Origin of the sequence: Micromonospora sp. R77 (assembly GCF_022747945.1) — a bacterium.
Lineage (GTDB): Bacteria > Actinomycetota > Actinomycetes > Mycobacteriales > Micromonosporaceae > Micromonospora.
Window position 1 is genome coordinate 1,039,375 of record NZ_JALDST010000001.1, and the last position, 15,324, is coordinate 1,054,698.

General features: G+C 74.0%; 13 protein-coding genes and 1 pseudogene. 6 read left to right on the forward strand and 8 right to left on the reverse strand.

The genetic code is table 11. The annotated features are described in order from the left end of the window. Positions 1-10 precede the first annotated feature (10 nt). Positions 11-982, reverse strand: coding sequence for a cytochrome c oxidase subunit II (coxB, locus tag MRQ36_RS04540; RefSeq protein ID WP_242793040.1), 972 nt, complete (start codon positions 980-982; stop codon positions 11-13). Between the two features lie 171 nt (positions 983-1,153). On the opposite strand from coxB, the gene MRQ36_RS04545 reads away from it, so the two are divergent. Further along, complete coding sequence (locus tag MRQ36_RS04545; RefSeq protein ID WP_242793042.1) at positions 1,154-2,305, forward strand: cysteine desulfurase family protein; 1,152 nt, start codon at positions 1,154-1,156, stop codon at positions 2,303-2,305. Positions 2,306-2,419: 114 nt separating this feature from the next. Continuing rightward, on the forward strand, positions 2,420-2,647 hold the full coding sequence (locus tag MRQ36_RS04550; RefSeq protein ID WP_242793044.1) for a sulfurtransferase TusA family protein: 228 nt from the start codon (positions 2,420-2,422) through the stop codon (positions 2,645-2,647). Positions 2,648-2,683: 36 nt separating this feature from the next. Here the strand turns inward: MRQ36_RS04550 and MRQ36_RS04555 are convergent, their stop codons facing one another. The 3 genes and pseudogenes from MRQ36_RS04555 to MRQ36_RS04565 form a co-directional block, all read right to left on the reverse strand. Then, positions 2,684-3,661, reverse strand: a complete 978-nt coding sequence (locus MRQ36_RS04555) for a carbohydrate kinase family protein (RefSeq protein ID WP_242793046.1) — start codon at positions 3,659-3,661, stop codon at positions 2,684-2,686. 198 nt (positions 3,662-3,859) lie between these two features. Beyond that, complete coding sequence (erpA, locus tag MRQ36_RS04560) at positions 3,860-4,228, reverse strand: iron-sulfur cluster insertion protein ErpA (protein ID WP_242793048.1); 369 nt, start codon at positions 4,226-4,228, stop codon at positions 3,860-3,862. 164 nt (positions 4,229-4,392) lie between these two features. Further along, positions 4,393-5,524, reverse strand: a pseudogene (locus MRQ36_RS04565) (glycerate kinase). A 68-nt stretch (positions 5,525-5,592) separates the two neighbouring features. Here MRQ36_RS04565 and nadA point away from each other — a divergent pair. From nadA to MRQ36_RS04580, 3 genes are all read left to right on the forward strand, one after another. After that, a complete protein-coding gene (gene nadA / locus MRQ36_RS04570) occupies positions 5,593-6,768 on the forward strand; it encodes a quinolinate synthase NadA (RefSeq protein ID WP_242793050.1) in 1,176 nt (391 codons plus the stop codon). Between the two features lie 216 nt (positions 6,769-6,984). Beyond that, positions 6,985-8,340 (forward strand): UDP-N-acetylglucosamine 1-carboxyvinyltransferase, encoded by a 1,356-nt coding sequence (gene murA, locus MRQ36_RS04575; RefSeq protein ID WP_308194776.1) that lies wholly within the window; start codon positions 6,985-6,987, stop codon positions 8,338-8,340. A 74-nt stretch (positions 8,341-8,414) separates the two neighbouring features. Continuing rightward, positions 8,415-9,023 (forward strand): DUF3043 domain-containing protein, encoded by a 609-nt coding sequence (locus tag MRQ36_RS04580; protein WP_242793054.1) that lies wholly within the window; start codon positions 8,415-8,417, stop codon positions 9,021-9,023. A 43-nt stretch (positions 9,024-9,066) separates the two neighbouring features. On the opposite strand, the gene MRQ36_RS04585 is transcribed toward MRQ36_RS04580, so the two are convergent. The 4 genes from MRQ36_RS04585 to MRQ36_RS04600 all read right to left on the reverse strand — a co-directional run bounded on the left by MRQ36_RS04585 (position 9,067) and on the right by MRQ36_RS04600 (position 12,748). Further along, positions 9,067-9,975, reverse strand: a complete 909-nt coding sequence (locus MRQ36_RS04585; RefSeq protein WP_242793056.1) for a proline dehydrogenase family protein — start codon at positions 9,973-9,975, stop codon at positions 9,067-9,069. 103 nt (positions 9,976-10,078) lie between these two features. Next, entirely contained in the window at positions 10,079-11,056 is a 978-nt protein-coding gene (locus MRQ36_RS04590) for an ATP-binding cassette domain-containing protein (RefSeq protein ID WP_242793058.1), read from the reverse strand. Further along, positions 11,053-11,826 (reverse strand): ABC transporter permease, encoded by a 774-nt coding sequence (locus MRQ36_RS04595; protein ID WP_242800831.1) that lies wholly within the window; start codon positions 11,824-11,826, stop codon positions 11,053-11,055. The genes MRQ36_RS04590 and MRQ36_RS04595 overlap by 4 nt, the downstream gene beginning before the upstream one ends. 70 nt (positions 11,827-11,896) lie before the next feature. Then, entirely contained in the window at positions 11,897-12,748 is an 852-nt protein-coding gene (locus MRQ36_RS04600; RefSeq protein ID WP_242793061.1) for an ABC-2 family transporter protein, read from the reverse strand. A gap of 162 nt (positions 12,749-12,910) precedes the next feature. Between MRQ36_RS04600 and MRQ36_RS04605 the strand changes: the two genes are divergently transcribed. Beyond that, positions 12,911-13,651 (forward strand): hypothetical protein, encoded by a 741-nt coding sequence (locus tag MRQ36_RS04605; RefSeq protein WP_242793063.1) that lies wholly within the window; start codon positions 12,911-12,913, stop codon positions 13,649-13,651. Positions 13,652-15,324 lie beyond the last annotated feature (1,673 nt).

Below are 15,324 nucleotides of genomic sequence, written 5' to 3' on the forward strand. Positions count from 1 at the left end.
GCCCGTCCCCTCAGCTTCCCGCGCCGGCGGTGGCGCTGTCCGGGTTGAAGTTGGCCGTGTTGCGGCGCGTGTTGAACGGCTGGGTGGTCTCGGCGTACGGGTTCTCGCCGATCGCGGTGAGCGCTTCCTGCGTCGACTTGCCGGCCTTCTTCGCCGCGAGGAACTGCTCGTACTTCTCCGGGGAGACGACGCGCAGCTCGAAGTTCATGAAGGCGTGGTAGCTGCCGCAGAGCTCGGCGCAGCGGCCGACGTACGCGCCCTCCTGGTCGAGGCTGGAGACCTCGAAGACGTTGCGGACGTTGCCCGGCATGACGTCCCGCTTGAACAGCAGCTCCGGCACCCAGAAGGAGTGGATGACGTCGCGGCTCTGCTCCTCGAACCGGATCGACTTGCCGGTCGGCAGCACGAGCACCGGGATGACCTCGCTGGTGCCCAGCGTGGAGGCGACGGTGTTGGCGTCGCGTCCCTGGCCGTCGCGGTAGTTGAACTGCCAGTTCCACTTGAAGGCGACGACCTCGACGGTGATGTCGGGGTTCTTCGTCGTCTTGTCCACGCCGGTCTGCACGATCGCCGTGTAGTAGAAGAGCACGGAGACGATCAGGATCGGCGCGATGGTGTAGAGGAACTCCATCGGCATGTTGTAGCGGGTCTGCACCGGCAGCTCGTTGCCGCGCTTCCGGTAGCGGACCACGCACCAGAAGATCAGGCCCCAGACGAACACGCCGACCGCGAGCGCCGCGATGCAGGAGGCGATCCACAGGTCGTACATCCGGTGCGACTCGGGGGTGATGCCCCCCTGCGGCCAACCGAAGCCGCCGAACGTCTTGCCGACATCGCAGCCGGTGAGCAGAACCAGCAGCGCCGCTCCGCCGAGACCGAGCCCGGCGAGCCGACCAGCACCACGCCGCCGGCGCCCACCGGCTCCTGGGGAAGCGCTGTGCCGTACGGCCGACGGCCGTACCTCCGAACTCCTTGCGACCACCTGGTCCTGCCTCCCTAGCGCGCCGCGGTGGTTGTTTCCATGAACACCGACGGCAAAGGCGTCACCGACGGTCGCAGATTACTCGACCATGAGCGGCCGGACCGTGGTGGGGTCACTCTCCGCCTCCATCGGGGGGATCTCGGGCATACCGACGCGATACCGTCTGACCCCATGAGCGCGCCCCCGGTCTACCTCGACGCGGCCACCGCCGCGCCGCTGCATCCGGTCGCCCGGCAGGCCCTGCTGGCCGCCCTGGAGGACGGCTGGGCCGACCCCGGCAAGCTCTACGGCCAGGCCCGCCGGGCCCGCCAGCTGCTCGACGCCGCCCGCGAGGCCACCGCGCAGACCCTCGGCGTCCGCGCCGACGAGGTCTCCTTCACGCCCAGCGGTACGACCGCGGCGCACGCCGCCGTGCTCGGTGGCCTGACCGGCCGGCGGCGGGCAGGTACGACCCTCGTGCACTCCGCGATCGAGCACTCCGCCGTGCTGCACGCCGCCGAGCGGCACGTGGCCGGCGGCGGTACGGCGGTGTCGGTGCCGGTGGACCGGTCCGGTCGACTCGACCTGGACGCCTGGTCGGCGGCGGTGTCGGCACCCGGGGTGGCCCTCGCCACGCTGATCGGGGCCAGTCACGAGGTGGGGACCGTCCAGCCGGTGCCCGCCGCGGCGGCGGACTGCGTCGACGCGGGCGTACCGCTGCACGTGGACGCGGCGCAGCTGGTCGGCCGGGTACCGGTGCCGGCCGGCTGGTCGGTGCTGACCGCCAGCGCGCACAAGTGGGGCGGGCCGCCCGGTGTCGGGCTGCTGGTGGTGCGCAAGGGCACCCGCTGGGAGTCGCCCTATCCGGCCGACGAACGGGAGTCGGGGCGTACCCCGGGGGTGGTGAACCTGCCGGCGGTCGTGGCGGCGGCGGCGAGCCTGCGCGCGGCGGCGGCCGACGCGGCGGCCGAGGCGGCCCGGTTGGCGCCGCTGGTGGACCGGATCCGGGCCCGGGTGGCGGCCGAGGTGCCGGACGTGGAGGTGGTCGGCGACCCGGTCGACCGGCTCCCCCACCTGGTCACCTTCTCCTGCCTCTACGTGGACGGCGAGGCGCTGCTGCACGCGCTGGACCGGCGCGGTTTCGCCGTCTCCTCCGGCTCCTCCTGCACCTCGTCGACGCTGCAGCCGTCACACGTGCTGGCGGCGATGGGGGTGCTGTCGCACGGCAACGTACGGGTGTCGCTGCACCGGGAGACCACCGCGGCGGACGTCGAGCGTTTCCTCGCCGAACTGCCGGGGATCGTCGCCGGGCTGCGGGCGGAGGCCGGGGTGTTGGGCCTGTGAGCGCGAGGAGTGAGCCGCCTCTGCGAGCCCCGCAGTCGCGAACGAAGGTGGAGCCGTGAGCGCGAGGAGTGAGCCGCCTCTGCGAGCCCCGCAGTCGCGAACGAAGGTGGAGCCGTGAGCGAGCCCGACGAGGTGCTGGACTGCCGGGGTCAACGCTGCCCGCTGCCCGTGATCAATCTCGCTCGCCGGCTGCCGGAGCTCCCGGTCGGCGCGGTGGTCCGGGTGCTCGCCGACGACCCGGCGGCGGCGGTGGACATCCCCGCCTGGTGCCGGCTGCGCGGCCAGGAGTTCCTCGCCGCCGCACCCGACGTGCCGGCCTATGACGTCCGCCGGGTGCGGTGAACCGGGCCCGGGGTGGTCCCGGGCCCGGCGCGGCGGTCAGGGCAGCAGGTGCGGCCGGACCTCGTCGGCGGCCACGTCGCCGTACGACTCGGCGAGGCGCTTGACGAACAGGTCGCGGCGGACCTCGTACTCCTGGCCGCCGAAGTTCTCCAGCACCAGGGTGGCGAGCAGGCAGCCGACCTGGGCGGCCCGCTCCAGGTCGACGCCCCAGTTGAGGGCGGCGAAGAAGCCGGCCCGGAAGCCGTCGCCGACACCGGTCGGGTCGGTGGCCTGGATCTCCCGCGCGATCGGCACCCGGATGGTGGCGAAGCCCCGCCCGGCGATCTCCACACCCTGCTTGCCCAGCGTGGTGACCCGGACCTTGACCCGGTCCAGCAGCTGCTCGTCGGTGAGGCCGGCCTTGCTCTGCAGCAGCGACTTCTCGTACTCGTTGGTCATCAGGTAGTCGGCGCCGTCGATCAGACCGATCACGTCCGTGCCGTCCATCCGGGCGAGCTGCTGGGACGGGTCGGCCACGAAGGCGAAGCCGCGGTCGCGGCACTCCGCGGAGTGCCGGATCATCGCGGCCGGGTCGTTGGCGCTGACCAGGACCAGGTCCAGGCCGCCGAGCCGCTGGGCGACGGGGGCCAGCTCGATGTTGCGCGCCTCGCTCATCGCCCCCGCGTAGAAGGAGGCGATCTGGCACATGTCGGTGTCGGTGGTGCAGACGAACCGGGCGGTGTGCGCGACCTCGCTGACGTGCACCGAGTCGCAGTCGACGCCGTGCCGCTCCAGCCAGGACCGGTAGTCGGCGAAGTCCGCGCCGACCGCGCCGAGCAGCACCGGGCGCAGCCCCAGCTGGGCCATGCCGAAGGCGATGTTGGCGGCCGTGCCGCCGCGCCGGAGCACCAGCTCGTCGACGAGGAAGGAGAGCGAGACCTTGTCCAGCTGGTCGGCGATGAGCTGGTCGGCGAAGCGACCGGGGAAGCTCATCAGGTGGTCGGTCGCGATCGAGCCGGTCACGGCGATCTTCATGTCAACCCTCGTGGTCGGGAGCACGGCGCGGGTCAGCCTACCGGTCCGGGACACCGCGCGGCCGTCGGTCGGTCGACCGGTGCACATCCGGGCGTCACTCTAGGGAAACCCCCACCCGACAAAAAGGCGGAACCACCCGGGAAGGGTGGTTCCGCCTTTCCGATCAGCTTTCCGACGTCGGCCGGGCGAGCGGTCGACTCAGCTGAACGAGTCGCCGCAGGCGCAGGAGTTGCCGGCGTTCGGGTTGTCGATGGTGAAGCCCTGGGCGTCGATCCGGTCGGCGAAGTCGATCGTCGCGCCGGCCAGGTAGGGGGCGCTCATCCGGTCGACGACGACCTCGACACCGCCGAAGTCGGTCACGACGTCACCGTCGAGCGACCGCTCGTCGAAGAAGAGCTGGTACCGCAGGCCGGAGCAGCCGCCCGGCTGCACCGCGACCCGGAGCCGCAGGTCGTCGCGGCCCTCCTGCTCGATCAGGGCCTTGACCTTCTGCGCCGCGACGTCGGTGAGGACGACGGAAGTAGGGGCCTTGGCCTCGGTCGACTCGGTCTGCGCTGGCGTGGTCACGTGGAAATCTCCCTGCGCGGTATGGGTCCGGACGCACTGGCCAACGTCGCTCGTCGCCCAGTGATTCCCGGTGTGGTCCGGTTCCGATCGTACGCCGCCCCGGCCGGGGTCACCTCCGGTGGCGTGGTCCGCGCCCGGTGAGCCGCGCCGCAGGCCGGGCCCGCTCAGCGGCTCCACTGCCGGGCCAGCCGGGCACCGAGCGCCCGCAGCCCCTCGGCGGGCCGGCCCATCGCCGCCTCGATCCCGCCGCGCTCCTCGCCGCCGAAGTGCTCCACCAGGCTGCACGCCTCGGTCACGCCGGCGGCGGCGGCCTCCGCCGGCCGGTGCTCACCCGTCCCGCCAGCACCACGCAGGGCACCCCCGGTCCCGGGCGGCCCCGGCCACCCCGGCCACCACCTTGCCGCGCAGCGACTGGTGGTCGAAGGAGCCCTCCCCGGTGATCACCAGGTCGGCGCGGTCCAGCGCGACGTCCAGCCCGATGGCCCGGTGACCAGGCCGATGCCGGACTCGCAGCGCCCGCCCAGCGCCAGGATCGCCGCCCCAGCCCACCGGCCGCCCCGCCGCCGGGCAGCGCGCCGAGGCCGGGCGGGCAGCCGGGCAGGTCCTTCTCCAGCACCGCCGCCCAGCGTTCCAGCGCGGCGTCCAGCAGCAGCACGTCGGCGCGGTCCGCGCCCTTCTGCAGGCCGTAGACGCTGCTGGCGCCGTGCAGGCCGAGCAGCGGGTTGTCCACGTCGGTGGCGGCGACCAGGTCCGCGCCGCGCAGCCGGGGCACGCCGTCCAGCGTCGCGGTGGCGGCCAGCGCCGCTCCCCCGTACGGCAGGGCCCGGCCGGCCTCGTCCAGCGGCGTGACGCCGAGCGCGGTCAGCATGCCGGCGCCCCGTCGTTGGTGGCGGAGCCGCCCAGCCCGACCACCACCCGCCGCGCCCCGGCCTCCACGGCGGCGGCCACCAGCAGCCCCAGCCCGTACGAGGTGGTGGCCTTCGGGTCGCGCTCGGCGGCGGTGAGCAGGTGCAGGCCGCACGCCTGGGCGCTCTCCAGGTAGGCGGTGCCGTCGTCGGTGACCAGGATCTCACCGGCGGCGGGCCGGCCGAGCGGGTCCAGGGTCGGCACCGGCAGCCGCCGTCCGCCGAGCGCCTCGGCGAGCACAGCGACGAAGCCCGGTCCACCGTCGGCGAGGGGCCGGATCAGCAGTTCGTCACCGGCGGCGACGCTCCGCCAGCCCTCGGCGACCGCGGCGGCCACCTCCTGGGCCGGCAGCGTGCCGGCGAACTTGTCGGGGCAGAGCAGCACGCGCATGCCGAGCAGTGTGGCAGGCCACACCGGCGGACGGTGCGCGCCCGCCACGCTGTGGGACCATGGGAGGCGTGACTTCGACCTGGGCTGAGCCCGCCAACACCGCCACTGCGCTGCTGCTCCTCGGCCGCGGCAGCGACCCCGCCACCGAGCGTGGCGTGGAGTGTCCGGGTGACCTCCCCGCGCCGAGCGACCCCGACCTGGTGGCCCGCGCGGCGGCGGCCAAGGCCGCGCTCGGGGAGAAGGTGTTCGTGCTGGGACACCACTACCAGCGCGACGAGGTGATCCAGTTCGCCGACGTGACCGGCGACTCGTTCAAGCTGGCCCGCGAGGCGGCGGCCCGCCCCGACGCGGAGTACATCGTCTTCTGCGGTGTGCACTTCATGGCCGAGAGCGCCGACATCCTCACCTCGGACGCGCAGCGGGTGATCCTGCCCGACCTGGCCGCCGGCTGCTCGATGGCCGACATGGCGGTGCTGTCGCAGGTCGAGACCGCCTGGGACGTGCTCACCGAGCTGGGCATCGCGGCCGACACCGTCCCGGTGACGTACATGAACTCCTCGGCGGACATCAAGGGTTTCGTCGGCCGCAACGGCGGCGTGGTCTGCACCTCGTCGAACGCCGAGCGCGCGCTGGACTGGGCGTTCGAGCAGGGGTCGAAGGTGTTCTTCCTGCCCGACCAGCACCTGGGCCGCAACACGGCGGTGCTGGAGATGGGCTTCTCGCTCGACGACTGCGTGCTCTGGGACCCGCACAAGCCGAACGGCGGGCTCACCCCGGAGCAGCTGCGCGACGCGAAGATGATCCTCTGGCGCGGGCACTGCTCGGTGCACGGCCGCTTCACCCTGGACAGCGTCAACGACGTGCGGGAGCGGGTGCCGGGGGTCAACGTGCTGGTCCACCCGGAGTGCCGGCACGAGGTGGTCACCGCCGCCGACCAGGTGGGCTCCACCGAATACATCATCAGGACCATCGAGGCGGCCCCGGCCGGTTCGGCCTGGGCGGTCGGCACCGAGCTCAACCTCGTCCGCCGGCTGGCGCTCGCCCACCCGGACAAGCAGATCATGTTCCTCGACAAGGCCGTCTGCTATTGCTCGACGATGAACCGGATCGACCTGCCGCACCTGGTCTGGGCGCTGGAGGAGCTGGTCGCCGGGCGGGTGGTCAACCAGATCACGGTGGACCCGCAGACCGCGCACCACGCCCGGGTGGCCCTGGACCAGATGCTCGCCCTGCCGGGCGCGTGATCACCGTCGGTCACGTCGCTGGCACGGAAACGTACCGGACACCCCGGTTCGTGCCGTCGCTGGCGATGTGACCGATTCCATTTTCGTCACGGAGGGCTATGCTGCCGGGGCGAACGACAACACGCGAGCCGTTTTCGACAGGCCGCGTTCCGGGTAGCGATGAAGATCGTGCGCCCCACTCATCTACACGGCAGTACCAACGCGCTGGAGGTTGCGTTGACCGACGACGTCCTGGTCGTACACGGAGGCACTCCGCTCGAAGGGCGGATCCGCGTCCGCGGCGCGAAGAACCTCGTGTCCAAGGCGATGGTCGCCACCCTGTTGGGCGACTCCCCCAGCCGGCTGTTCGACGTGCCGAAGATCCGCGACGTCGAGGTGGTCCGGGGCCTCCTCGGCCTGCACGGGGTCAAGGTGACCGACGGCGGCGAGGACGGTGAGCTGGTCTTCGACCCCACCAACGTCGAGAGCGCCAGCACCGACCAGATCAACGTGCACGCCGGTTCCAGCCGCATCCCGATCCTGTTCTGCGGCCCGCTGCTGCACCGGCTCGGGCACGCCTTCATCCCGGACCTGGGCGGGTGCCACATCGGGCCGCGCCCGATCGACTTCCACCTCCAGGCGCTGCGCGAGTTCGGCGCGACCGTGGAGAAGACCCCGGAGGGGCTGCACCTGTCGGCGCCGAACGGGCTGCACGGCACCAAGTTCGCCCTGCCGTACCCGAGCGTGGGCGCCACCGAGCAGGTGCTGCTCACCGCGGTGATGGCCGAGGGCGTCACCGAGCTGCGCAACGCCGCTGTGGAGCCGGAGATCATCGACCTGATCTGCATCCTGCAGAAGATGGGCGCGATCATCAAGGTGCACACCGACCGGGTGATCGAGATCCAGGGTGTGAAGAAGCTGCACGGCTATTCGCACCGGCCGATCCCGGACCGGATCGAGGCGGCCAGCTGGGCGGCGGCGGCGCTGGCCACCCGGGGCCACGTCGAGGTGCTCGGCGCGCAGCAGGCCGACATGATGACCTTCCTGAACATCTTCCGTTCCGTCGGCGGCGAGTACGAGGTCACCGACGCCCGCCCGCCGAAGCTCGGCGACCCGGGCCAGGAGGGCGGCATCCGGTTCTGGCACCCGGGCGGCGAGCTGAACGCCGTGGCGCTGGAGACCGACGTGCACCCCGGCTTCATGACCGACTGGCAGCAGCCCCTGGTGGTGGCGCTGACCCAGGCCCGGGGCCTGTCGATCGTCCACGAGACGGTCTACGAGCAGCGGCTCGGCTACACCGAGGCGCTGAACAGCATGGGCGCCAACATCCAGGTCTACCGGGACTGCCTCGGCGGCACCCCGTGCCGCTTCGGCCGGCGCAACTTCAAGCACTCGGCGGTGATCGCCGGGCCGAGCAAGCTGCACGCGGCCGACCTGGTCATCCCGGACCTGCGGGCCGGGTTCAGCCACCTGATCGCGGCGCTCGCCGCCGAGGGCACCTCCCGGGTGTACGGCGTCGACCTGATCAACCGGGGCTACGAGGACTTCGAGGCGAAGCTCGCCGACCTGGGCGCGCACACCGAGCGTCCGTAACGTCACACGACCCGCAGCCGGGCCCGGTGCACCGCGATGTGCACCGGGCCCGGCTGTTTGGCTACCCTTCACGCGTGCCGTCGCTGTTTCGTCGTAAGCCCGCCGACCTCGTCGAGGAGTCCGTCACCACGGTGACGACCGACGAGGGGTCCGCCGCCGCCCGCCCCCGGGGCTACACCCCGAGCAAGAAGGAGTTGGGCCGGGTCACGCCGAAGCGGCCCACCGCCGGTCGGCGTCCGGGCACGCCGTCCGCGCCGCTGACCAAGGAGGAGGCGCGGGAGCAGCGCCGGATCGCCCGCGCCGAGGCGGCGGCGGAGTTCCGTCGCGAGGGCGGCCCGCGGGACCGCGGCCCGGAGCGGCTGCTGGCCCGCAACGTGGTCGACTCCCGGCGTACGGTGGGCACCTGGTTCTTCGGTGGGGCGCTGATCGTGCTGGTCGGCTCGAACCAGGCCATGCCGCCGATCGTCCGGCTGGTCTCCAACCTGCTGTGGGGCGCGCTGGCGCTCGGCGTGGTGATCGACTCGGTGCTGATCTCCCGCAAGATCAAGAAGCTGGTGCGGGAACGCTTCCCGAAGAGCGACCAGAAGCTGGGCTCGCTCTACCTGTACGCGATCATGCGGTCGATCACCTTCCGCCGGATGCGCGCCCCGGCCCCCCAGGTGGAGATCGGCGACAAGATCTGACCGCCCCGGGTCGACGGGGCCGCGCGGGAAGGTGCGGCTGCCGTCAGCGTGCGGCGGCGTCGACGAGGGCCTGCAGGAGTCGCGACGGGTCCTCGGCGATGCGGTTGCAGGTGTAGAGCCACCACTGGTCACCGAAGACGACGTACTCCCGGGTCGGACGACGGGCGGCGCGGAGCCGCTCGAGATGCTCCCCGCCGATGCCGTACAGGGTCTCGAACTCGTAGCCGTCCGACCCGCTCGCGGCGGCGAACCGTTCGATCTCGTCGAGCAGGGCCCGGTCGTGGGTCGCGATGGAAGCCGGGTGGCCGGAGGCGAGCAGCGCCCGCGCGTACGTGAGGTACGCCTCGCGCAGGCCGTCGCTGTCCCGCGGGTGGGCGATCTCCTCGGCAGCGGGGTACGCCCCCTTCACCAGCCGGATGCGCCCCGGCAGGTCGAGCAGTCGCGGCAGGTCGGCGCGGGTGCGGTGCAACCGGGCCTGGACGGTGACGCCGACATGGGTGAAGCGCCGGCAGAGGCGACGGTGCAGGCGCAGGATCGCGTCCGTGCGATCGGTGCCCTCCATCGAGATGATCATCTCCTGGCCGTGCTCGGCGGTCGCCTCGGCGATCCGGACCGCCTGCGCGTAACCGAGTTCCTCGTCGACGACCAGGCCGATGTGCGAGAGGTCGAGGGAGATCGAACTGCGGGCGCCCGCCGCGGCGAGCCGGGTGGCGAGATCGAGGAAGACGTCCGCCTCCCGGACGGCCTCGTCGGCACTGCGGCAGCTCTCCCCCATGTAGTCCACCGTCGCGGCGTCGCCACGCCGGTTGACCTGCGCCACGATGAGCAGGGCGTCGCCGACGCGGTCACCGGCGACGTACCGCCGGGCGACCCGACGGGCCACCGCCCGCAGGGCGGGATCGTCGGCGACGCGCCGCTTGAGATCCTCGTCGAGAGCGAGCTCGCGCAGCACCTCCGCGGTCCTGCCCGAGAGCCCCACCGCAGCTTCACCTGTTACAGCCATGCACGCCATGTTGCCTTTGAGTGTCACAAAACTCAAGAGGCTCCGGCCGGCGTCAGGAGGCGCCCGCCGCCTCCACCGGGGTGCGGTAGAGGCGGGCGACGACGTCCTCGATGTCGGGTTCGACGATCGAGATGTCGCGCAGGGTGGCCAGCCCGGCCAGGGCACCGACCACCTCGGCGACACCCGCCGACTCCAGCGCGAAGACCAGCCGGTGTCCGTCGGCCTCCACCCGCTCCAGCGGGGCGCCCGGCAGCACCGGCGGCGCGGCCAGCACGGTGTCCAGTTCGGCGACGACCAGCCGGCGGGAGCCGTACCGGCTGTGCAGGGCGGCGATCGAGCCGTCGTGCACCACCCGGCCGTGGTCCATCACCACGAGGCGGTGGCACAGCCGCTGGATGTCGGCCAGGTCGTGGGTGGTGAGCACGAGCGTGGTGTCGCCGGCCCGGCCCAGCTCGGCCAGGAAGCCCCGGACCGCCTGCTTGCTCACCACGTCCAGCCCGATGGTCGGCTCGTCCAGGAAGAGCACCTCCGGGCCGTGCAGCAGGGCGGCGGTCAACTCGCCGCGCATCCGCTGGCCGAGCGAGAGCTGCCGGACCGGGGTGTCCAGGAACTCGTCCAGGTCGAGCAGGCCCCGGCAGCGGCGCAGCCGGGCCGCGTGCTCGCCGGCCGGCACCCGGTAGACGTGCCGGAGCAGGTCGAACGAGTCCCGCAGCGGCAGGTCCCACCACAGCTGCGAGCGTTGGCCGAAGACCACCCCGATGCGCAGCGCCAGCCGGGTGCGCTCGGCCACCGGCCGCAGCCCGCAGACCCGGGCCTGTCCCGCCGAGGGCATCAGCACTCCGGTCAGCATCTTCAGCGTGGTCGACTTGCCGGCGCCGTTCGGGCCGATGTAGCCCAGCATCTCGCCGCGCTCCACCCGCAGGTCGATGCCGTCGACCGCGGTGACCGTCCGCTTCTCCCGGCGCAGCGGGCCGGCCTTCACCCGGACGGTGAACTCCTTGCGCAGCCCGCTCATCTCGATGACGCTCATGACCCCGTACTCCGGTAGTGGCGGATGCCGACGCGCCAGGCCGCGGCGGCGAGGGCGGCGGCGACCAGCGCGACGCCCGGCGCGGCCCAACCCACCCAGGCCGGCAGGCCGAGCGGGTCGGCCCGGCCGAGCAGCGCCAGCGCCGGGTGGTAGCTGACGAAGGCGAACCCCAGCCCGTACGCGAAGAGCGCCCGGAACCAGCCGCCGTAGACGGTGATCGGGTACGAGGTGAAGTCGCGCCCGCCGTAGGTGACCGCGTTGGCCAGCTCGCCGGAGTCGACCCAGTAGAACGACACGGTGGCGGTGGCCACGAAGACCGAGCCGAAGAAGACCACGCCGGCGGCCGGGGCGACCACCAGCAGCGCCAGCCGCCCCGGGGTCCAGTGGATGCCCGCCGAGCCGACCGCCACCAGCAGCACGACCAGGCCGAAGGCCGCCCGGGACACCTTGCGCAGCGGCAGGTCCATCAGCAGCAGCTGGGGCAGCGCGGCCAGCGGGCGGACCAGCACGGCGTCGAAGAGGCCGGTACGGACGTACCGGGGCAGCCGCTCGATGTTGCCGACCAGCAGGTCGGCGGTGGCGAACGCGAAGGCGGAGAGGCCCACCATCACCAGCGCCTCGCGGAGCGTGAAGCCGCCGAGTTCCCGGGTGACCCCGAACAACACCAGGATGGTCACCACGTCGAAGACGGTGCCGCCGACGTTGCCGATCAGGTCCACCACGAAGGACACCCGGTAGCTGGCCTGTGACCGCGCCTGCGCCCCCAGCATCGCCCGGTACGCGCCCCACGCCCCCGGCCGTCGGCCGGTCCCCGTGCCGGGCTCCGTGACCGCCACCCGGTCAGCCACCCTGCACCACCATCCGGCGTTCCGCCCGGCGCTGCACCAGCCGGCAGGCGGCCAGCAGCAGCACCGCCCAGCCCACCTGGAGGCCGACCAGCCCGACCTGGACCGGGGTGGCCTGCCGCTCCACCAGCACGTCGAGCGGGGTCTGGAACAGGCTCGGGAACGGGGTGCCGTAGCGCAGCGACAGCTCCAGCCAGTCGGGCAGGAAGCCCAACGGGAAGTAGAGTCCGGCGAGCACACCGGAGCAGAGCGTCCAGAGGATCATCGGACCGCGCACGTCCTGGAGCCAGTACGCGGTGGCGTTGACCAGGAAGCGGCAGGCGAAGCAGACCACGATCGCGGTCAGCACGGAGAGCACGAAGAGCGGCAGGGTGGTCCAGCGCCGGGGCAGGTGGACCTCGAAGAAGAGCGGCCCGACCAACAGCGGCGGCACCAGCCGGGCGACCGAGGCCCACCCGGCGCGACCCAGGTCGGCGGCGAGGTAGCTGGTCACCGGGTGCACCGGCCGGAGCAGGTCGCTGGCGATCTCACCGGTGCGGATCCGGTCGGCCAGCTCGGTCCAGCCCCAGAGCAGGATCACCGCGAGCAGGCCCTGGCCGGCCCAGACGAAGGTGGCGAGCTGGGCGCGGTCGTACCCGCCGGCGGTGCCGGCCGCGCCGGCCACCGCGAGGAAGACGTAGCAGTGCAGGAAGCCGAAGACCGAGTTCGTCACCGCTCCGGCCACGGCCGCCTGCCGGTAGGTGGCGTGCCGCCGGAATCCCGATGCAGCTATAGCACCAAATGTCCGAAACCATGAGGTAACGTGTGAGCCGGTGGTCGGTGCCACAGTGGCGGTGACCGAGCCCACGCCGCTACCCTCCTTGCGCAGCCCTGACGTGCCGGACCGGGCGACTCTACCGGCGCGCGGGGCGCCCAGCGCGACAATTTTCCGACGAGGTGACATCGCCGTGAGCGAGCGACGCGAGCCGGCCCGGGGCCGCACCGCGCGAGCGGCGACAGGGTCCCGGAGATGAGTGGCGGCTACGACCGCTGGCGCGACCCGGCCGAACCGTCCTGGGCGGCCGAACCGACCACCGAATGGCGTCCACAGTTCCCGGGGCAGCGCTATCCGGGCGACATCGGCATCGAGTACCTGACCCCGCCCCCGCCGCGTGGCCGGGCCGCCGTGGTGGGCCGCGCCGAGGTACGCCCGGTCAGCCCCGCGCCGGACGAGGCGTACCCGGTCAGCCCGGCGACCGGCGACCCGCGCGGGACCTGGCCGGTCAGCCCGGCGACCGGCGGTTACGCCGACGATCGGGACCGGCGGCCCCGCAGCGGCCCGGCGGAACCCGACCCCGGCCGGTACGACCACCGCGCACCCGAGTGGACCGTGGAGCGGAACGGCGGGAGCTGGCACGGCGAGCGCGAACGGCCACACCCGGTACGCCCCGACGCCGGCCGGTGGACGCCCGACGCCGTTCCGCAGCGACCCGTATCCCCCGCCGCTGAGCCCGGCTGGCTGCGCCGAGCCCGACGAGTTCCCGCACCGCCCGGCCGCCTGCCCGGCCGCCGGTCCGGACCCGGCGGCCTGGTCGGAACGGCAGTGGAGCCGGCCGCCGGGCGACGGCCGGACGGACGGCCCGACGGACCGCCGGGAGCCCGGAGTCGACGGCCGGCCCGCACGGCCGGCCGCAGCCGACCCGCGTCGCGACGGTCCGCCCCACCGGCCCGGCACTCCCGATCCGCGCCGCGCCACCGACCCTCGCCGTGACGCCGACCCTCGCCGTGAGGCCGACCCTCGCCGTGAGGCCGGCCCGGAACCGCGCCGGACGATCGACCGGGACCCGCGTCGGGACGCGGCGGCCCGCGCCGACACCTACCAGGGACCGGGCCCCGCCCCGAGCCCGGCGGCCTGCGCTGGCCGGCCGACCCGCGCCAGCCGGAACCGGTCCGGGGGCCCGGTTACCGCAGCCAGCCCCGACCCGGTGAGGTCCCACCCGGTCACCGGCCGGAGGACCGTCGACCCGACGACCCGCGCCGGTTCGGGCCGGACGCGCGGCCGGCGGAGCAGCGCGCCTGCACCGAGCCGGGCTTCCACCCCGACGAGCGGCACCGGCCCGACGAGCGGTCCCGTCCCGACCAGTGGCACCGCCCCGACGACCGTCCCCGGCCCGACGAGCGGTACCGGCCGTCCACCGGGCCGGTCGTCCGGCCCGGTCCCGAGGCCCGACCCGACCGTCCGACGCAGCCCACGACCGCCGGTCGGGACGAGTGGCGGGCCGGCCGGCCGAGCAACGGCCCGACGGCAGGTCCGGCCACCCGGCCGACCCGGCCGCTGCCCGCCACCCCGACGGCCGGCGCCCGGAAGGCGAGCGGACCGGGTTCCGAGCCGACGAGCGGTACCGGCCCGAGGAGCGGCCGACCGGGCGGGCCCGGCCCGACCAGTGGCAGGACCACCCGGGCGACGGCCGGCGTCCCCGTACCGGACCCGACGGCTGGGTCCGGCCCGAGGACCAGCGGCACCGGCCGGCCGCCCCGGTCCCGCCGCGACACGACGACGACCGACGGCCGCCCGTCGAGCCCGCCGCACGGACCCGACCCGACGAGCGCCCGGCCGCGCCGACCTCGGGCGGGCCGCGTACCCGTCGCCGGACCAGCCCGGGACCGCCCGACCGGGCCGGTGCCGCCGGAGGAGCGGACACCTCCGCCGGTCTCCGCGCCGCCCGCCGCCGGGCTGCGCGTGGAGTTCCGCACGCCGCCCACTCCACCGGCCGGGACCGACCGGGCCCAGGTACGACCGGTGGTCGGCCCGATCGAGGGCCGGCCCGTTCGACCGCACCGGGCGGGACCACGGGGACGGCCCCGGTCGGCCGGTGCCGCGTCCCCGACAGCCCGTCCGGCCGCCGCGCCACCCCGCACGCCTCCGTACCGTCGGCTCCCGCCACCCCGGCGGAGCCCGGCCGCACGGCCCGTCCCGTCTCCGGGCCACCGGCCGACGCGGCCGCCGCTCCGTCGGCGCCGGCCGTCCCCGTCGCCCGACCGGGATCGGACGTCCCCGTCGCCGGGTCGAGGCCGGACCTTTCCGTGGCCGGGTCGGGGGCCGGTCGGCCCGCCGCCCCGGCCCGTTCCGGATTCGTCGGCCATCCAGGGTCCGGTGCCACCGGTCGCCCCGTCGGCACCGCGGGAGTCGGTGCCCGTCTCCGCGCCGCCGGCCGCCTCGTCTCCGCGCCGCCGGCCCCCGCGCCGCAGCAGGCCGTGGCGCCTACCGCGCCGGTCTCCGCACCGCCCGGACCACAACAGGCCGCGCCACCGGCCGGACCAGCGTCGACGCCACCGGTCCCCGCGCCGCCGCCCGCCGCGGCACCGGCCACGCCGCCCGTCGCACCGGACTCCGCACCGCCCGCACCGCAGCAGGTCGCGCCACCGGCAGCGCCCGAGTCGGCG